19 protein-coding genes, 1 rRNA gene and 1 riboswitch are annotated in these 19006 nt (G+C 42.8%); of the genes, 11 read left to right on the forward strand and 9 right to left on the reverse strand.

Translation table 11 applies throughout. The features are described 5' to 3' along the window. Positions 1-97 (forward strand): 5S ribosomal RNA (gene rrf / locus LOSG293_RS07790); the annotation flags it as partial. Positions 98-152: 55 nt separating this feature from the next. Here the strand turns inward: rrf and LOSG293_RS07795 are convergent. Both LOSG293_RS07795 and LOSG293_RS07800 read right to left on the reverse strand, forming a co-directional pair. After that, positions 153-1286 (reverse strand): baeRF6 domain-containing protein, encoded by a 1134-nt coding sequence (locus LOSG293_RS07795; RefSeq protein WP_034529011.1) that lies wholly within the window; start codon positions 1284-1286, stop codon positions 153-155. A gap of 106 nt (positions 1287-1392) precedes the next feature. Next, positions 1393-3000 carry a peptide ABC transporter substrate-binding protein gene (locus LOSG293_RS07800; RefSeq protein WP_051907261.1) on the reverse strand — a complete coding sequence of 536 codons (1608 nt, stop codon included), beginning with the start codon at positions 2998-3000 and terminating at the stop codon, positions 1393-1395. A gap of 294 nt (positions 3001-3294) precedes the next feature. Between LOSG293_RS07800 and LOSG293_RS07805 the strand changes: the two genes are divergently transcribed. Beyond that, complete coding sequence (locus tag LOSG293_RS07805; protein ID WP_034529014.1) at positions 3295-4575, forward strand: dicarboxylate/amino acid:cation symporter; 1281 nt, start codon at positions 3295-3297, stop codon at positions 4573-4575. A 71-nt stretch (positions 4576-4646) separates the two neighbouring features. On the opposite strand, the gene LOSG293_RS07810 is transcribed toward LOSG293_RS07805, so the two are convergent. Then, complete coding sequence (locus LOSG293_RS07810; protein WP_034529016.1) at positions 4647-4838, reverse strand: CsbD family protein; 192 nt, start codon at positions 4836-4838, stop codon at positions 4647-4649. Positions 4839-5624: 786 nt separating this feature from the next. Continuing rightward, a riboswitch (M-box (ykoK) riboswitch) is annotated at positions 5625-5792 on the reverse strand. Positions 5793-5961: 169 nt separating this feature from the next. On the opposite strand from LOSG293_RS07810, the gene LOSG293_RS07815 reads away from it, so the two are divergent. From LOSG293_RS07815 to LOSG293_RS07825, 3 genes are all read left to right on the forward strand, one after another. Next, a complete protein-coding gene (locus tag LOSG293_RS07815; RefSeq protein ID WP_034529018.1) occupies positions 5962-6312 on the forward strand; it encodes a hypothetical protein in 351 nt (116 codons plus the stop codon). A 99-nt stretch (positions 6313-6411) separates the two neighbouring features. Then, complete coding sequence (locus LOSG293_RS07820; RefSeq protein WP_034529019.1) at positions 6412-7053, forward strand: SDR family oxidoreductase; 642 nt, start codon at positions 6412-6414, stop codon at positions 7051-7053. A gap of 33 nt (positions 7054-7086) precedes the next feature. Continuing rightward, positions 7087-7353: a hypothetical protein gene (locus LOSG293_RS07825; protein ID WP_034529020.1), complete on the forward strand. Its 267-nt coding sequence runs from the start codon at positions 7087-7089 to the stop codon at positions 7351-7353. A gap of 58 nt (positions 7354-7411) precedes the next feature. On the opposite strand, the gene gnd is transcribed toward LOSG293_RS07825, so the two are convergent. Further along, complete coding sequence (gnd, locus tag LOSG293_RS07830; RefSeq protein WP_034529022.1) at positions 7412-8848, reverse strand: NADP-dependent phosphogluconate dehydrogenase; 1437 nt, start codon at positions 8846-8848, stop codon at positions 7412-7414. A gap of 255 nt (positions 8849-9103) precedes the next feature. Continuing rightward, positions 9104-10573, reverse strand: a complete 1470-nt coding sequence (gene zwf / locus LOSG293_RS07835) for a glucose-6-phosphate dehydrogenase (RefSeq protein WP_034529023.1) — start codon at positions 10571-10573, stop codon at positions 9104-9106. Between the two features lie 330 nt (positions 10574-10903). On the opposite strand from zwf, the gene LOSG293_RS07840 reads away from it, so the two are divergent. The 3 genes from LOSG293_RS07840 to LOSG293_RS07850 all read left to right on the forward strand — a co-directional run bounded on the left by LOSG293_RS07840 (position 10904) and on the right by LOSG293_RS07850 (position 14071). Then, positions 10904-11650 carry an Ig-like domain-containing protein gene (locus LOSG293_RS07840; protein ID WP_034529024.1) on the forward strand — a complete coding sequence of 249 codons (747 nt, stop codon included), beginning with the start codon at positions 10904-10906 and terminating at the stop codon, positions 11648-11650. 85 nt (positions 11651-11735) lie between these two features. After that, positions 11736-12767: a zinc-binding alcohol dehydrogenase family protein gene (locus LOSG293_RS07845; RefSeq protein WP_034529026.1), complete on the forward strand. Its 1032-nt coding sequence runs from the start codon at positions 11736-11738 to the stop codon at positions 12765-12767. Between the two features lie 134 nt (positions 12768-12901). Next, on the forward strand, positions 12902-14071 hold the full coding sequence (locus LOSG293_RS07850; protein WP_034529028.1) for an MDR family MFS transporter: 1170 nt from the start codon (positions 12902-12904) through the stop codon (positions 14069-14071). A gap of 28 nt (positions 14072-14099) precedes the next feature. Here the strand turns inward: LOSG293_RS07850 and LOSG293_RS07855 are convergent, their stop codons facing one another. Both LOSG293_RS07855 and nrdI read right to left on the reverse strand, forming a co-directional pair. Next, on the reverse strand, positions 14100-14864 hold the full coding sequence (locus tag LOSG293_RS07855) for a nitroreductase family protein (protein WP_235786832.1): 765 nt from the start codon (positions 14862-14864) through the stop codon (positions 14100-14102). 28 nt (positions 14865-14892) lie between these two features. Continuing rightward, the gene (nrdI, locus tag LOSG293_RS07860; RefSeq protein WP_034529029.1) at positions 14893-15363 is read right to left on the reverse strand and encodes a class Ib ribonucleoside-diphosphate reductase assembly flavoprotein NrdI; all 471 of its coding nucleotides are present in this window, start codon (positions 15361-15363) and stop codon (positions 14893-14895) included. A 130-nt stretch (positions 15364-15493) separates the two neighbouring features. On the opposite strand from nrdI, the gene LOSG293_RS07865 reads away from it, so the two are divergent. After that, positions 15494-16090 (forward strand): TetR/AcrR family transcriptional regulator, encoded by a 597-nt coding sequence (locus tag LOSG293_RS07865; RefSeq protein WP_051907262.1) that lies wholly within the window; start codon positions 15494-15496, stop codon positions 16088-16090. Between the two features lie 29 nt (positions 16091-16119). Here LOSG293_RS07865 and LOSG293_RS07870 read toward each other — a convergent pair whose 3' ends face one another. Further along, complete coding sequence (locus LOSG293_RS07870; protein ID WP_051907263.1) at positions 16120-17487, reverse strand: hemolysin family protein; 1368 nt, start codon at positions 17485-17487, stop codon at positions 16120-16122. 189 nt (positions 17488-17676) lie between these two features. Between LOSG293_RS07870 and LOSG293_RS07875 the strand changes: the two genes are divergently transcribed. After that, entirely contained in the window at positions 17677-18012 is a 336-nt protein-coding gene (locus LOSG293_RS07875; protein ID WP_034529033.1) for a hypothetical protein, read from the forward strand. A gap of 28 nt (positions 18013-18040) precedes the next feature. Here the strand turns inward: LOSG293_RS07875 and LOSG293_RS07880 are convergent, their stop codons facing one another. After that, the gene (locus LOSG293_RS07880) at positions 18041-18304 is read right to left on the reverse strand and encodes a hypothetical protein (protein WP_034529036.1); all 264 of its coding nucleotides are present in this window, start codon (positions 18302-18304) and stop codon (positions 18041-18043) included. A gap of 152 nt (positions 18305-18456) precedes the next feature. On the opposite strand from LOSG293_RS07880, the gene LOSG293_RS07885 reads away from it, so the two are divergent. Next, positions 18457-18873 carry an Hsp20/alpha crystallin family protein gene (locus LOSG293_RS07885; protein ID WP_034529038.1) on the forward strand — a complete coding sequence of 139 codons (417 nt, stop codon included), beginning with the start codon at positions 18457-18459 and terminating at the stop codon, positions 18871-18873. Positions 18874-19006: the final 133 nt, after the last annotated feature.

The raw sequence follows: 19006 nt of genomic DNA on the forward strand, positions 1-19006 counted from the left end.
GGATACACCTGTTCCCATGCCGAACACAGAAGTTAAGCTTTAGCACGCCGATAGTAGTTGGGGGATCGCCCCCTGCGAGGGTAGGACGTTGCCACGCAAAGCAAAAACACCAGACATTAACTTGTCTGGTGTTTTTTTGTACTTTTACATAGTTAGATTGGGTATCTTAGTATCGCACAGATAGGTGAATCAATCGGCATTTTATCTGCCGGAAGGACAACGATATGGCCATTATCTTTAATCACCATATCGGCTAGATCGTTATAGAGATTATTGTTTTTTGCAAATTCGGAAGAAGTATCTAATTCAGAGCGGGTTAAGTAGCCAGGGCTACTAGTATTCTCACAGATAATTAAGGTTTCAATCTGTCCGTTACGTGCACAATCGATTAATTGACTGAGATCATCAGTGGTCTGCCCGAGGTTGGTGAAGCGTTCGTAATCGGAATGAAGTTGATTGATATTGGCTTCAATGCCATCTTGAATGATTGTTGCAATCCGCTCCGAGATTTCGTTCATCGATAATTTGGCAGGCGATGAAGGCTCGAATAATTCGCTGATTGCTGAGTCGTAGTTGAGTGCTTCTCTTAATACAGCAGCGTTTTGAGGTAAAGCGTACAATACAACTTCCGTCTTTTCTAGTGGGAAATGTTCACGTAAATAAGTTGAAATTGCTTGATAATAATTTCTTTGATCATTTTTCACTTCTTGGCTCTTTTCATTGTGACCGTGGAAAGAAACTCCACCGTCATAGCTGTTGAAGTTTAATTGACCACCCTTTAGTTCGTTAGTTCCGAGTGTTTCCGGAAGGGTACCTGGTGCGTCAGATGCAAGTTCTAATTCTTCGATATGGCTACTAGAAGCTTGAAAGAGCCGGTAACTGTCATAGTTTAATGCAAGAATGAGATGAGTTTGCTCGACGGTGTTTTGGGCTAATTTCAGCCAATTAGGGTGCTCCGAAACGGTGACGGATGATTGGTTGACTTCATGGTTTAAATCTTCCACGGTCACCCGATCAGGCCCCACGATGATGGCACAGGCCCGACTCTTTACATCGTCCCATTGATTAGGATCATCAGTGTAGGGACGTAGTTGCTTCATGTAGTCATCTACGTTGATAGTGGGATAAGCGTGGCGAAGCTTTTCTTCAGCTTGCATTGCAACATCCTTCATCTTTAATTTAGCCTTTGATAAATCGCTAACGGTTAACGGATTAGGGACAATCACCGTTAGGAATGGGCCATCGGTCGTTTTGATGATGTTCGAAAGTTTATTGATGTTTTTCATGTAAGTCGCCTCCTAGGTCATGGGGTTTCTTATTCCATTTCAAGCGTAACATAACTAAGAACTCGACCAAATAAAAACGCCTAGGACTGATTCCTAGGCGTTTGCGCTATTTCCAGTAAGCATATTGATACTGAATGCCTGAGAGTGCTGTAAATTTAATGCCGCCCAGTCGCTTATCAACGAGGTTTGATTGTGCGACTTGATATAACGGCACGATACCTTGTTGTTGCATGAGGTATCTATCGGCTTCGAGCATTAAGTCATAACGTTGTTTTGTAGAATATTTAGTCGTGTCATTAATTTGACTGATGAGTTTTTGGTACTTGGCATCTTTCCAATTTGAGAAAGATAGCGCGTTTCCATACTCTGCCATTTGAAGAAAATCAGCGGGGTCGTACCAACCAGTGGACCAACCATCTAGGTTAATCTCGTAGTTCTTGTCGCTTCCCATTTGAATGTGTTGCGCTTGTGGAACTGTTTTTAAAGTTAAATTTAGCCCCGGCAATTCCTTTTTCAGCACTGCCTGCATATATTCGCCTACTTGTTTGCTGGCATCGTCATCACCGGTGAGTAGTTGAACGGTGATGCGCTTCTTGCCCAATTCAGACTGGGCATTTCTCCAGTAGACTTTAGCTGCTTTCGTATTTACTTTCAGCTTATTGCCAACTTCTTTAGCGAAGTCCTCCCCGGTTGTTGGGTTCGATGCATCGCCTTGTGGCACCATACTCCATGCGGCCACAGAACCATCTTGCAGTACGCTTTTAGTCAACTGCTCGCGATCCAATACATAACTAATTGCCTTGTGTAAATTAGTATTGTTAGTCGTTTTATTTTTGCCATTAAATTCTAGATAGGCGTTTCGCAGAATCTTGGTTGTTTTGAGTGAGGGATTATTCGCGTTCGACTTGACTAATTGTCCTGACAGTTGCGTAATCTGTACTTTGTTAGCTTTGAACAAGTTTAAAGCGGTGCTACCATCCTTTTCTACCTTTACGTTAACTGTTGGAATTCGAACGTTTTGTAACGTATACTTAGGATTTTTCTTTAGTTTAAATGATGTACTGGTTCCGTTCCAACCTACCAATTTATAAGGTCCATTGGTCACGATTTTGCCGGAACTAGTCCCGTAAGTTGAACCGAATTTTTTGGCAGCTGATTGATTAATTGGATAATAATCAGTGAGTAAGTAATCGAAATAGGGAACAGGAGCAGAAAGCTGAATTTCAAATCGATACTTGCTGAGGGCTTTGACGCCAAATTCAGAAACTGGGGCCTTGCCCGTCGAAACGGCTTCAAAATTCTTGATGAATTTATAGTTTGAAAGACGCTGTGATTTGGTTTTAGGGTCAACGGCACGTTGGAAACCCGCAACAAAATCTTTTGCGGTCACTTCTTCACCATTGCTCCACTTCGTTTTCCGTAAGTTAAAGACGTAGCGTTTACCACCATCAGTTGGCTTCACAACTTTTTTAGCAACACTAGCAACGACCTTTCCTGAAGGGCTTAGTGTATAAAGTCCTTGCATAGTTTGGGAAACAATCGTTGAACTATTGACGTCGGTTGTTTGAGCTGGATCAGCTGTGGCTGGTTCGCCATTCAAAGTCACCGTCATTGGACGATTCTTGTTTGAATCGGAACTGGCCTGGCCGCACCCCGTCAAAACAATTGCCACTAGGACACTGCTAAACAAAATTGCGATATATTTAATTTTCATGAAGACTTCCTCCGATCTCGAGAGACACTTGCAACAACATTACAAGTGACTATGATGTCGAGATCCGGAGGTTAGGAGCGTTTTACATGAAAATTGCCGACAAATGGACATGGTCTTCACCACTTTCCTTTAGAGTGGGATAAATTTAACACGGAACAAATTAGAAGTCAATGAGAGTTCTAATTTTAAAATCATATTTACGGGGTTTTAAAGCGGTTTGTCTCAAAATATGCTAAACTATTAAGGTATGATTTTACAGAAATGAGAAAAATTTAAGGGACAAGGGTGAACAAAATGAAACATTACCGTGCTTATCGGCTGACATTGGGATGGCAAATCCTAATTGGTTTAGTATTAGGAATTATTTTAGGTGTCGTTTTTTACCAAAATAAGATGGCCATTACCGCAATGCAAAATATTGGGACAATGTTTATTAGCTTAATTCAAATGATTGTGTTGCCAATCGTGGTTTCCTGTTTGACGGTGGGAATCGCCAACATGGGGGATTTGAAGAAGCTGGGTCGAGTGGGCGGTAAAACCTTGATCTACTTTGAAGTAATGTCAACAGTCGCCATCATCTTAGGGATGATTGTGGCCAATATATTCAAACCTGGTGACTTTATCAATATTCACGCGCTACATAGTCAAGACATCAGCCAGTACGTTTCGACGGCTAAGCATGCGTCGGAAGGTGGCATTTGGGAAACGGTGATGGGAATTATCCCAACCAACTTCTTCAATGCCTTGAGTACCGGTGATATGATGCCAGTGATCTTTTTCTCCGTCTTCTTTGGATTAGGAACCGCCGCAATTGGTGAACGCGGAAAGGTGATCATCGATTTTCTTCAGGCTGTTTCAGAAGTCATGTTCAAGGTAACAAACTGGGTAATGCACGTTGCACCAATCGGGGTTTGTGCCCTAATCGGCGTAACGGTCGCACAATTGGGTCTTGCTGCATTGGCACCATTGGGTTACTTTATCTTGCTCGCCTATGCAACGATGGCAGTATTCGTCGTTGTTTTCATGGGCCTGGTGGCAAGAATGTTCAAGTTCAGTATCTTTGACCTACTTCGGGTGATCAAAGACGAAGCAGTTTTGGCGTTCTCAACAGCCAGCTCTGAGGCTGCCTTACCCAAGATGATTGATAAAATGGATAAATATGGGGTTAACCAGGGAATTGTTTCTTTCGTTATTCCAACGGGTTATACGTTTAACCTTGATGGCTCGGCGATTTACCAATCTTTAGCAGCGTTATTCTTGGCTCAGGCTTACCATATCCACTTGAGCCTTGGACAACAGTTAACGCTTCTAGTGGTGTTGATGATTACGTCTAAAGGAATGGCTGGGGTACCTGGTGCGTCATTCGTTGTTCTGTTGGCAACCGTCTCAACTATTGGCGTGCCAATGGCAGGATTGACGTTTATTGCCGGAATCGACCGACTAGTCGATATGGGTCGGACTGCAGTTAATGTGATTGGTAACTCTTTGGCAACGGTTGTCATTGGGAAATCAGAACATGAATTTGATGAAGAAAAATCGGCTGCTTATCTGGCAGAAGTAAAAGCGAAAGCATAAATAAAACGGGTTCCTCGACGTGATGTCGAAGGACCCGTTTTTTGGAAGGTGCTGCTCACGGACAAGCTACCTTATTCTTTATGCATGTCGTTCATTTTTTCTGAGGCCTTATCTTTCATTTCCTCAGTCTTTTCTTTCATCTTACCCTTTTCTTTTTGGAGCTTGCCCTTGAGTTCGGTACTTTGATCACCGGTTGCTTTTCCAGCTTGTTCCTTCACTGATCCAACCAGTTTATCCTTCTTAGCGTCTAGTTCTTTTGCCATATTGGAATCATCTCCTTTTCGTTGGGTTAAGTTTAGTGTAAAGGGGATACCGTGTTTGACGCAAAATAGATGCTCACGAAGAAAGCCAAATAAAAAAGGAGGCGCTCGATGTGCGTCCTCCTTTGCGGCGTCGTTAAAACCTGCAATGGTCTCATTTCAAGAGTTGATTCCCATCAGCCTATGAATGAGTTTTGCCTTTTGGTGGTGATAAGCGACGTTATAGTAAAAATTTGAAATGATTCACTGACTAATTCTCCAGGCTATCGAGTGATGCAAATCATTCAAACCAAGCCCTCCGAAGGTTCCCCAAACGGAAAGTGCCGTGAAACGATTCTGTACGATCACGTCAATGATCTTTAGCGCAGAATGACACTGAGATTGGTAAGCGTGATTTACTCAAATAACCAGAATAGAGACTTGCGTGAGATTGCTAACGATAGATGGATGGCTTTCGCTTAAAGATGGACTATAACGCCCATCACGAAAGAATACAGCAGGGATCCACGCAAAACTCAATCAGTAAATCCAGCTTGATTACTGATGTAATCCGGGAAAGTCGGACCAAGCCAATTTAATTCAGGCCACCAAACTAAGAGAGGCGTTGATAGCCAACTTTCCCTTCAGCTGTTTATAATTAGACGATCCAGGGTCTTGTAATTCAGTTGTCATATCAATCACCTCCTAAAATGTTGGGGCCATTCGGCAAGTAAAAAGGCATCCAGCCCAAGATCGGCCGGATGCCATTGAATTTTCAATGCACCTTGATAAGGCTACCGGAATGGGTAGTCTTATTGCCAATCGTTGAGTTTTAGCACTATATGGCGTAGTTAGTGTTAGTAACAGCTACGTTAGTCCAAGCCTTATTTTAACTAGGACGGCTGACTCATTGGCGTTTTTCGACGTTTCTGAGCAGTAGCATTTTCCATATAGGAGCCTCACCTAACGGCTTTCTATATACATTTGTTAGTATATACCATTTTAGCTTAAAATACAATGTAATGCTCAAGATAAGTCTTGAGTCTATCTCGTTTAACAAACGAGATGAAACAGCCTATAATGGGAACCGGAAAGAGCGGTTGATTATTGCTAGTTACGGTTGTCAATTTAGGAGGTACGATCCATTATGGAACGAGATCAAACAGTTACGTTGCAGCAACTTAGCGATTCAGCCAAGCAAAATACCGTCGCCATATTCGCCAAATTTTACATAAGGGAATTTCAGCATGCTAATTTAGAAATTCTTTCGTCTTACCCAGTCGATGCAGAGATTGGTGAGCTGAACCATTTCTTGGCTATGAATAGTAGCTTTCATCCTAATCAGCTTTTTGAGCTGTTGGTTCAGGACTATCATGCATACCTGTATCGCGTTTTAATGTCACTTGAGCTTCGTTTTCGAGCAAACGGAACGCCGTCTTTTGGTGATTGGACCAATTGGTATGAGCAAAAATATGAAGCTGTAATGGTGGAAGAATAGCTGGAAGAACTAGTGCAGGGATGCGCTAGTTTTTTATTGGGTCATATTAATACACCTCCATCGTAATAATGGCTATACTAAGATAGGAGGTGTTGAGAGATGAAAGTATTTGTTATTGGTGCACACGGAAACGTTGGCCGTTTGGTCGTTTCCCAATTAAAAATGGCTGGTCATGAAGTGACTGCCGGAATTAGAAATCCTGAACAAAAGAGTGATTTTGAAGAGGATGGCATTAAAACGGCTAACGTCGATTTACTGGGGAAGCCAGAATCGTTGGCGGTTAGCTTAGATGAATTTGATGCCGTTGTCTTCACGGCTGGATCAGGTGGCAAAACGGGTGATGATATGACATTGCTCATTGATTTGGACGGTGCCGTTAAGAGTATGCAAGCAGCTGAAATTGCTGGTGTTAAGCGTTACGTAATGGTCAGTGCGATGTTTGCTGAAGATCGTAATCGTTGGTCTGAAACCATCAAACCCTACTACGTTGCCAAATTCTATGCAGATGAATGGTTGCGCTACAGAACGAACCTGGATTACACCATCTTAGAACCCGGCGCTTTGACGTTTGATGAGGGTACCGGCAAAATTAACACGGATGGTATTGAAGGTGGCGCTATCGCTAGAGAAGACGTTGCTAGCGCAGTGGTCGCTAGTTTGGCGCTACCAAACACAATTAAGAAGACCATTCCAATGGTCAATGGCACTACCGGCATTAAGGACGCATTGTCAGCATTTTAATTTGAATACACTCAGTTAGGGAGGTCGGCAAAAATGGCAAAAGAAATTCATTTAGATCCAGAGAAAGTGAAACTGCTTGAACACCATTTGGATGAATGGTCGAAATGGCGGCAACAGGTTGATCCGGATACAGCTGATACCGATTGGGATAATTTCATTTTAAAGAGTCAGCAAAAGGCGAAAAGTGAGCAACTGCAAATGGATCGCCAAATTGCTGAATGGCAACAGCTGCACGACCTGCAAGAGGAACTTAAGAGTCGAATTGTGGGTGAGGCCCACGGTGGCCAAACGATGCAATAAAACATAAAAAACCGACTACCCATCTGGATAGTCGGTTTTTTCATTGCTTATCAAATTTCTATTGTTCTTCGTACCATGGGTAATGGAAGTTACCTTCACGGTCAGTCCGTTCGTAAGTGTGAGCACCGAAGTAGTCACGTTGGGCTTGAAGTAAGTTGGCTGGCAATACTTCTGCACGATATGAATCGTAGTAAGTAATCGCAGCACTGAATCCGGGAACGGGAACACCGGCCTTAACGGCAAGTGCCACAACGTCACGTACAGATTCTTGGTACTTAGCAGCGATGTCCTTGAAGTAATCGTCAAGCAACAAGTTAGTTAAATCAGGCTTCTTGTCGAAGGCATCCGTGATGTTTTGTAAGAAACGAGCACGAATGATACAGCCGGCACGCCAGATTTGGGCTAATTCGCCAAACTTAAGGTCCCACTTGTATGTTTCAGAAGCAACTCGAAGTTGTTCGAAACCTTGAGCGTAACTCATGATCTTACTGAAGAAGAGCGCTTGACGGATTTTTTCAACGAGTTCTTTCTTATCGCCTAATTCAACGTCGCCCTTAGGACCTGCAAGGGTCTTTGAAGCTTCAACCCGTTCGTTCTTCATCATTGAGATGTAACGCGCGTAAACGGCTTCAGTGATGACTGATTGAGGGACTTGGATGTTCAAAGCGTCTTCTGAACTCCACTTACCAGTACCCTTGTTGTTCCCACGATCAAGAATCATGTCAACGATAGGCTTAGACTTGTCTGAGCCGAGGTCGTCCTTACGAGTCAAAATGTCAGCGGTGATTTCGATTAAGTAGCTATCGAGTTCGCCTTCATTCCATTCTTTGAAAATGTCAGCCATTTCATCAACTGAAAGACCGGCAACGTTACGCATGATGTTGTAACTTTCGTCGATTAACTCTTCATCACCGTATTCGATACCGTTATGAACCATCTTAACGTAGTGGCCGGCACCGTTTGGTCCAATATAAGTTACACAATCTTTGCCATCTTGAGGGGCCTTAGCCGAAATCTGTTCAAGGATTGGGGCAACGAGGTCATAAGCGGCTTTTTGGCCACCTGGCATCAATGAAGGGCCTTGGAGGGCACCTAATTCACCACCGGAAACACCCATTCCGATGAAGTTGATTCCAGATTCGTCCAAACGAGCGTTACGAGCCATTGTATCGTGGAAGTTAGTGTTACCACCATCGATCAGAATGTCACCTTTATCCAATAATGGTAGAAGTTCATCGATTACTGCATCCGTTGGCTTACCAGCCTTAACCATCAGCAAGATTCGACGAGGTTTTTCAAGTGAGTTAACAAATTCTTCAATGGTGTGACTTGGGATCAATTTCTTTTCGCTGTGATCCTGCATAACTTTGTCTGTCTTTTCGGCAGAACGGTTGTAAATACCGACAGTGAAGCCGCGGCTTTCAATGTTAAGGGCTAAGTTTTTGCCCATAACGGCCATTCCGACAACACCGATGTTTGCTAATTTTTCAGCCATCATTACCATCCTTTTAAATCGAATATTTTTGGTACTTAACTAGTTTAGCACTGCCTTATGAAAAAATGAACCGTTTACACCAAAATTGTAATAAATTGAGCAAACTTTTGTAATTTGTTTCACGAACGAGTTGATAACATGAATTAAACAGCATTTTACAATCGTGCATATTCGAACAAGGTGACTGTAAATTAACTTCATTTAAATGAACAAAAAAACCGTCATTCCAGTTTGGAATGACGGCTCTTAGTTCGATTATTTGTTTAATTTGTATACCCAACTGCGGTGATCGCGTTCAATCAACTCATCTGCAGCGGCTGGTCCCATTGAACCAGGCGTGTAGTTAGGGAAGTTAGGTGCTTGTAAGTCCCAGACGTGGCGAATTTGATCAACAAACTTCCATGCGTATGAAACTTCTTGCCAACTTGAGAAGTTGGTACCGTCGCCCTTCAAAGCATCGTGGATAAGACGTTCGTATGGTTCTGGCGTCTTCTTTGAATCTTCAGGATCCACGAGGTACTTCATAGTTACGGGTTCAGTTTGGAAACCTTGTTCGTTGTTCTTAGCATTGATCTTAAGGGCGAATCCGGCCTTAGGTTCAATGTAAAGCGTCAAGATGTTGGTGTCCAATGGTGCGGTGTTGGTGCTACCAGGGAAGGCAAAGATATCAACCAATGGCTTCTTGAAGACAACGTCCACACGAGTGAACTTGTCAGCAAGGACTTTACCAGTACGAATGTAGAATGGTGTACCTGACCAACGGTAGTTATCAAACATTAACTTACCAGCAACGAATGTTTCAGTGGTTGAATCGGCTGGTACATTGTCTTCTTCACGGTAAGGCTTTACCTTGTTGCCAGCGCCGTATTGGCCACGAACAAAGTTAGTTGCAGCTTCCGCAACGTTGTAAACGCGAAGGCTACGAAGCGCCTTAACTTTTTCAGCACGGATATCGCTATCAGTGAAGGCAACCGGTTGCTCCATTGCCAATAAACTAACAATTTGCATAATGTGGTTTTGAACCATATCACGTAAAGCACCAGATTTATCGTAGTAAGAAGCACGTTCTTCAACGCCCAAGCTTTCTGAAAGCGTCACTTGGATGTTGTCAATGTAACGGTTGTTCCAGAGTGATTCGATGATTGTGTTACCAAAACGTAATGCTTCGATGTTTTGAATCATTTCCTTACCAAGGTAGTGGTCAATTCGGAAGATTTCTTCTTCTTTGAATGACTTAGCAAGTGATTCGTTTAATTCTTTGGCAGATTCGAAATCGCGACCGAATGGCTTTTCGATAACTAGACGGCTAAATCCGTTGTCGTTAACAATGCCTTCAGTACGAAGATAACCGGCAACTGTTCCAAAGAAGTTTGGTGCCATTGATAGGTAGAAGATTTGGTTGCCACTGAGCTTGTACTTCTTGTCGAGCTCTTCAGCGCGGGCCTTTAAAACGGAGTAGTGGGCTTGATCAGTTACATCATGGGCCTCATAATAGAAGTGAGAAATGAACTTTTCAGCTTCTTTGCTATCTGAACCAATTGATTTGCGAACTTTTTCGCGGAACTTTTCGTCAGTGAGCTTGTCACGGGCAGTTCCAATCACTGCGAATTTTTCTTGTAGTGTACCCTTACGGTACAAGTTGAACATTGAAGGGTAAAGTTTACGATATGCAAGGTCTCCGGTACCCCCGAAGAAAATAAATAAAGCCGATCTTTCAGTAGCCAAGAACGTTCACTCCTTTAGTTTGTGATTAAAATTATCGTTGATTTATTAAGCTTTGTACCAGCTTATTATAATACATTTGTGAGTAATGAACAGTGATTTGACGAAAGTTTTCCTAGCTCACAAATGCGATTTTTAAAATAACGTTTACAAACGTTTATGAAAGTTGCTTTCATAATTTTGGACAAATTTGAAAGGTAAATCGTGAAAATGATTTTCACAAAGGAAATTTTCGATTTTTATAAAAAAGACGTAAGAGTTGAAAAAGCGGTGGGTTTTCAATGAAAAGGGGATTATACTAGCTTTCGAACTAAAAAAGCAAAGGAGATTCACATGAAAAATACCAAGTTAATTGCAATTATCTTTTTTGCGGTAGCCGCCATCATCGGTATTTCCGCAACCGTTAATGCATCCGCAGCCTCAACCCCCAGTCTCAGCGTCAACGCCACTTATGCCGGAGCTAAGACTGTGACGGGTAAGGCAACAAAGGGTGTCACAATTACTGTTCGTAACGCCAAAAAACAAACGTTAGCTCGCTCAACTGCTTCAAAAACAACAGGTAAGTACACGGTTAAACTGAATAAGGCATTGACTAAGAATGCTAAAATTTACGTTTATGCGCGCGCCAATGGAGCTGCAAACTACTTCTACCGAATTATTACGGTTCAAGCTGCCAGTGCAAAGTCCGCTACCACAACGGCAAAAACTAGCAGTACGACAACAAAGACAACAACTAGTTCAACTAAATCTGTTACACCTGACACACCAAACGGCACATGGAAGTCTAACAAGGTCAATGGCTACCAATTAAAGTATGTGTTTAGCCAAAAGACTGGTTTTAATGCTTATGTATTGAAGTCAGGCAAGACAACAGCCGTGACCACAGGTGCAACGTACAAGGTAACCCAAACCGCTACGAACCTTTGGAAGATCACAACCAAGACTCATAACGGTGATAAGGGAACATTCTACATGAGCTTTAAGTCTAACAAGAAATTTACATTAGTGAACAGCAAAAACCAAGCAGTGAAGACTAGCATTGGTAACGCACCAAAAGCTGTTTACACCTTTACAAGATAATTAATAAGAGGGCGGCCCGTTTACTTTACGGCCGCTTTTTATTGTGCCTATAATTATCAGCAAAGAAAGCGAGGTATCGACAATCATGACAAACACAATGAAGGCGGTTGGCTTTTACGAGGGGTTACTTATCGATGACCCCAAAGTCTTTGAGAATGTGACAGTTTCAAAGCCTGAGCCCACTGACCACGATTTATTGGTGAAAGTACTGGCCGTTTCGGTGAATCCGGTAGATACCAAAACTCGGGTAGCAACGCCAAAACAAATTGACGCCAAAATTCTCGGCTTTGATGCCGTGGGTGAAGTAGTGGCAACGGGTTCAGAGGCAACGCATTTCAAAATCGGCAATCGTGTTTACTACGCTGGCTCAATCATCCGTAGTGGTAGCAATGCAGAATTCCAATTGATTGATGAGCGTCTGGTTGCCCTCGCACCACAAAAGTTATCAGTTGCTGAAGCTGCAGCAATGCCACTTGTTAGCCTGACAGCGTACGAATTACTGTTTGAAAAAATGGGCTACCAGTTCGGTGAAAACGCGAACCAGGGTAAGTCGATTCTCATTATTAACGGTGCTGGCGGAGTCGGTTCAATCGCCACCCAATTAGCTAAATGGAGCGGCTTGACGGTGATTGCCACGAGTAGTCCTAAGAAGTTCGATTGGCTGAAACAAAACGGCGTTGACTACCCGATTGATTATCACGAGGACTTGCAACAGGCTGTTACTAATTTGAACTTGGGCTTGTTATCGGGTGTAGCCGTTCTGCACACACCGCAGCCCTATTTAAAAGCGGCTAGCGAGTTAGTTGCACCGTTTGGTCATGTGGCAACGATTGTTGGGACAAAAGTGGACGTACCATTTGAACTGTTGAAGGACAAGGCTGCCAGTTTCGACTGGGAGTTCATGTTTGCAAAGAGTAAGTATCACTACGATGAAGCTACGCAGGGAGCAGCATTAACGGCAATGGCTGATCTGTTCGATGCCGGGAAACTTCACTCAACGCTGACTGAAACTATTTCGGACGGTATCAATGCGACCACGATGACGGCCGCTCATCGTCAAGTTGAGTCCGGTCATATGATGGGTAAGCTAGTGGTGGAAGGCCCGTTTAACGGCTAATATTGCATGAATGAAACGGTTTAAAACTAGCGCAGGGATGCGCTAGTTTTTTTAATTGAATTACGGTGTTCAGGTATGAAAACCCCTGGTGCTTGTGACATAATGGTAAAAGGAATGGATCGGAGGAAGTCAGCATGCTTAAACCCAAAACTGAAATTGGACTGCCCGCAGTCTTTCTATCAACTTTACTATTGAATGCGGGCGCTTCTTTCCTGTGGCCACTCGTGACTGTTTATATGCACAATTACTTAGGAAAAACATTGACGTTGGCGGGGACCACGCTCTTTGTGATGTCAATGTTCATGATTCTCGGTAACTATGTCGGGGGCTATTTATTCGATCGTTGGTCTCCCTATAAAACGGCAATTGGGAGTGTCATTGTGTCATTGGCAGCAATGATTCTACTGATTTTCTTCCATAATTGGCCGATGTTTGGCATTTTGCTGGCCGTGGTCGGATTTGGTGACGGTGCTAGTATGACCGTGGGAAATTCCTACGCGGCTTCTGTGAAAAGTAAGAGTACTCGGTCGGTCTTCAACATCCTCTACATTGGGATTAACTTAGGAGTTGTGATTGGGACCCTGCTAGTCGGCTACTTGATGCATTTTGGGATTACGGTTGTTTTGACTGTCACGTCGCTTTTCTATGTCGTTTTACTAATTATTACGGCAATTGAATTCCCCGTGCATTTACGCGCCAGTTCGAAATCGACCCCACATGGTGAAGTGGCAGCCAAGTTCAGCAATTTAAGCATTGTGTTGCTCATTTGCTTCCTGGTTTTCAGTCTTTACCTTAGTTATGCACTTTGGGAAAGTGTGCTCTCCGTCCACATGACGAGTTTGAATATTTCGTTTGAAAAGTACAGCTTACTTTGGACACTGAACGGGTTGATGATTGTGGTCTTACAACCAATCGCAAACCGAATCGGTGCCAACTACAAAATGAGTTCCCAAATTTATGTCGGCGTCACCATTTTTGCCGCATCTTTCTTCTTGTTAATTTTTGCGAACCAATATCTCGTATTTATTATCACGATGGCCATTTTGACTATTGGAGAAATGATTGGTTTTCCAGGGATCCCGGCTTGGATTGATTCGTTGTCTGACGAGAGTCAAAAGGGGAAGTACCAGGGGATGTTTAACGTCGCACTGTCACTAGGCCGGGCGGTTGGCCCGTTATTTGGTGGGATGATGATTGATTTATTTAGTTATCAAACGCTTTTCCTATCAGTAACCGCATTGATGTTGGGTGCCATGCTGGTCGTTATTTTCCGTTATCGAACTCATACAAAAAGGAGCCTGTAAGTACGGGCTCCTGGTGTTTTGATTGAAGTTAATTAATTTCTTTAAAATCGGCCATGAAACCTTGGGCTTCAATAACCGACTTTAATTCGGCTCGTAATCGAGGATCGCGGGAGAGTTCTTTCACGATATGATGAGAGAAGTTTTCGTCCCGAGTGTTAGAATCTCGATAGTGATAGTAGTCTTGCAGAACAATATCGTAATCAGCCATCTGGGTCTCGAAGTCTGCCGGCAGAGCGTACTGACCGTCAAAATGCATCAGTGCTTCTGGTAGTCGCGGCTTGAGTGATGGGGTTGCCGCTGGGTGCCCCAGGGCAATTCCTAAGATTGGGAAGGTGAGCTGAGGGAGCTTGAACGTGTCAATCACGCGTTTCGAATCGTTTAGGATACTCCCCATAATGGTGCCACCAAGGCCCATACTTTCAGCGGCGACCATGATGCTTTCGGTTGCGATGGCTGCGTCCATTACACCGGCTAAAAATTTGTCGGTCGTTCCTAAAACATCTGGCTTGGCACCAGCTTGGTCGGCTAGCTGCAGGTTCCGGTATTGATCAACGACCATTAAAAAGAAATGGCCACTGTTTTCCAGCCAATGATGTCCGGAAATTTCCCCAAGAATTTGCTTTTGTTTGGCGTCAGTTACGCTTATAATTGAGTATTGCTGAGAGAATGTGCTAGTTGAAGCATGTTGTGCAGCTGACACTAATGAGTTGATTTCGGCTTCGGTTAGCTTTTCGTTCGTAAAAGAACGGATACTTTTATGGTTAGTTAATTGGTTCATTGTGAAATTGGTCACGTTAAGACTCCTTGCTATTTTTGGATCATTAAAGCGCGTCGACTTCTTTTGCTCGTGACACCAAAGCGTTGTAGATGCGAGGCTCGTCGCGAGGAACGCCTCGTAGTTCGTAGTCAGCAATGAATGGGGCCTCATAGTCGCGGCCGTAACGCTTAGCGGTCAAACAGTATTGATCGTTGAAGTTTCGGTTACCACTACCGACAACGCCGATGAGATAATTGCGATTTTTATTATAAGCGATATATTCACCCATGACGTTCGTCATTAATTCCTTGACCCCGTTATCAATGCCGTTACCGCCATCTAGATAGGTTGGAACGAAGCAGAAGTAGTCTGCGTTTTCATCTTGAAAATCAGTTTGTTCGGAAATTTCCGTCGCTTCAATTAGTGGTTGATCGGCGTTTTCCGCGTGTTGTTTTTCCGCATATTCAGTTAGGTGAGTCACGAAGTTTCTGGTATTTCCTTCAATTGAGATGAACAGAATTCTGATTGGTTTCACGAGAGACCCTCCACTTAATGATTAATCCAGTAATTGGTATTTAATGCGTCATACATAACTATCATTTTACACTTTTCATGACTCAACTTCAGGTTAAGATTAGAGAAAAACTAAATTGGAGGTTTAAGTGATGGCCGAAAAGGTTGATTTAAGAACGAGAAGAACAAAAACTCAGATTGAAAAGGCTTTTTTTGAACTTTTGAAGAATAAAGGCTTTAAAGCACTGACGATTCAAGATATTAGTAAACTTGCAGGGGTGGGACGTTCAACGTTCTATAGTCACTACTACGACAAGTATGATTTGCTTAATAAACTTGTTGCCCGTTATACTTCAGAATTCGAGGAAGTGGTTCGGAACCGTTTCAACATTCAAGATGCTAAAGCGGGGTCTGAAACCATCAAAGTACTCTTGATGGTCCTTCGGCAGTACCATGAAAACCTGCTATTGTTGCTTGATGTGCACACGGAAGAGGCCGACCTTAGCCATAGTTTTCAACAAGTTTTGAAGGCTACCGTTAAGGAATATTTGACGGAGGCGCAAAAAACAAAGGCTATCAGCCTGCCAATTGACTACTTAGCTGAGATGTACGCCATGAACGTCATGATTTTTCTGATGTGGCAATTACAGCATGGCCGTGATGATAAGGTGATTCGTTTTGGAGACCGCCTGCAAGAAATTGTTTTAAATCCAGAATTACTAGATCAAATTACAACGGGAAAAGCGTAAAAAAATAACGGCCATTGGCCGTTATTTTTTTAGTTTTCAGTTTCTAATTCTTCTCGTTCATCTTGAGGTCTCGACTTGTGCGCCGTAACCTCGAACCAATTGATAAAGGAGTTTTCGTAATCAAGCACTTTAAAATCAAAGTTGGAAATCTGGATGACGTCACCCTTCTTTAAGTTTGGTTCTTGATCGATAATGAATCCGGCAATGGTGACGTTGTCCGCATCTTCGAATTCTTTAAGGTCAGTCTGGAAGTAACGCTCAAAGTCGTAGGTGGTCATCTTACCGTTAACTTGGTAAGTGCCGTTGGGTTGCTTGAAAATTTCATCAATAGAAGAATCATCGATTTCATCACGGACGGTTCCGAAAAGTTCTTCGTAGATGTCTTTATCAGTAATGATTCCGGATGTCCCACCGTACTCGTCAACGACGACTACGATTGGGGTCCGCTTTTTAATCATTTGTTGAAGTACTGAAGCAATTGGCGTTGTTTCGGGAGTTGTTGAAATGTCTCGCAGCAAGCGGTCCACGTGAATGGTGGCATCAACTTGGGACTGACGAATCAAATCGTAGTTGTAAACGTAGCCGAGAATCTTATCTTTATCATTGTCCGCAACCACGGGGAGGCGACTAAACTTCTCCTGTAGATAGACGTTGATGGCCTCCTTTACATCCGCCGTGATATCGACAACAACTAGTGCAGTTCGGTCAATCATGATGTCCTTGGCAACTTTATCGTTGAGTTCAAATGCCCGTTGCATGTAAACCAGGTCATTTTGCTCTAATTCACCGCTTTCAACGGCGTTTTTAGATAAACTTAAAATTTCAGATTGGGAGAAGACCTCATCGCTTTCTTTAGCGACAGGCATACCCATCATTCGAACCACACCATTTGCGGATTTATTCAGTAACCAAACAAATGGGTAGAACAAAATATGGAAGTAATGCAGTGGTGTTGTCACAACCCTCAATACTTTCATCGGCATATCGATGGCGATGTTTTTAGGTACGATTTCGGTAAAGACAACCTCAAGGTAGGTCAAAATCAAGATACCAGCAACCGCGCTAATTCCGTGAATGGCCGCACCACCAGGGTTTAGGTGGGTGATGTTCAATACATCAACTAGAATAGCCACCACCGTGGATTCCCCTAACCAACCCATGATAATACCGGCAACGGAAACGCCGACTTGAGTGGTAGAAAGGTATTCGTTTAAGTTGGTAATCATTTTTAAAGAACGGTTGAGTCGCATGGATGGTTTATCGAGCTTATCCATCTCGTCTTTGAGAGCACTTGGCCGCGTCTGGACCAAGGCGAATTCACACGCCACAAAGAAGGCGGCGAACAAGAAGGTGATTATAAGAATAATTAAATTAATAACTATCTGACCACTATCCAAAAAAATCATTCCTCATTTCCTACAAAATCATGTCTGAAGCCTAACCTTCATTATACAGCTGATACGGTAATAATTTAAGAATTTTAACACAATCGACGGAAATATTATACTGAGATTCGAAACATTTAACATCTGGGTCTTTTGGTGGTACGGTGAAGATAATGTTAGAAGACTAAGGAGATCTTAAACATGGCAACAAAAGAAGCGAAGAAAACAGAGAAAAAGACAGTGACGTTTGATTATGATGAGGCAGATATTAAGAAGGCTGCCGATTTAATTAATCAGAATGGCTTTATCACTAAGTTGGATTTTCCAAAGATGGAGAATCCAGATTGGTCTTTTGGCTTCGAGAAGAAGATTGATGATTATTTGTTGGATCAACCAGGAAGTCACTATATGTACTTTGAGAAGTTTGACTTCTTGGGTGGGACGATTGAAAATATTATTTTTGATATGGATAAGGTTAAGACCCGCATGGATGCTTTGCACACATTGGGCGACACGTTGGGATTAACGGTATTTTAAAAAACTAACAGACGAGAAGCACAGGATTTTATTCCTGTGCTTCTTTTTTTAGCTGAATTTGAAATTGCTGGCCGTTGACCTCGAACTCGTTTGATAGGAGGCTATCCTTTTCAAACGAAACGATGATTTGCTGGTAAACTTCATCGTCCTGATCGAGTAGGTCGAGACGGACGCCATATTGTGTTTGATAAAATGGGCTTTTGGCCACATCGTATTTGAAACTGGTTCCGTCACGGTAACGGAACGTGATGACTTGGTCCAAAATGAGTGGTAGTTCAACGATAAGCGCCAAACTGGATAACCTCCTTTCCGCTTGATAATCTTAATTATAGCAGGTTATGGAATGAAAAAATTAGTACTCTCTAACTTAGAGTGCTAATTTCTTGAAATTCAGCCTGAAGGTGACTATTATGGATGTGTAAAAAAGGAAAGGGGTTCTTATCTATGGCAAATAGTTTAATGAACAGAGGTTTTGGAATGTTTGATCCATCAGACTTCTTTGGTGATTTTGGGCGTTCGTTCATGAAGGACACCCAGATGAAAACGGATGTCCGTGAGACCGACAACAGCTACGAAGTTAGTTCCGAGTTGCCAGGCTTCAAGAAGGAAGACATTCATCTTGATTACCGCGACAACACGTTGCGTATCAGTGCCAAGCACGATTTGAACAAGGAAGAAAAGGATAAGGAAGGGCAATTACTACGTCAAGAGCGCTCTACCAGTAACGTTGTTCGTTCCTTCTACTTACCTGATGTCGAAAAAGATAAGGTGACGGCTAAGTATGATGGTGGGGTTCTCAGTGTTTCCTTGCCAAAGCTGAATGGAACCAGTCAAGAAAATCATCAAATTGATATTCAGTAAATTGGATCAATGAAAAACGGAGCTTCCGGTGAGGGGGATATACTCCTCTTTGGGTAGACAAGCAAATAATCAAAGCTTGCCTACCTAAGGAGGAGTTTTTCTATGGGCAGAAAAGGTTCTCGCTATACGATTA

The sequence above is a fragment of the Secundilactobacillus oryzae JCM 18671 genome, assembly GCF_000740055.1.
Lineage (GTDB): Bacteria > Bacillota > Bacilli > Lactobacillales > Lactobacillaceae > Secundilactobacillus > Secundilactobacillus oryzae.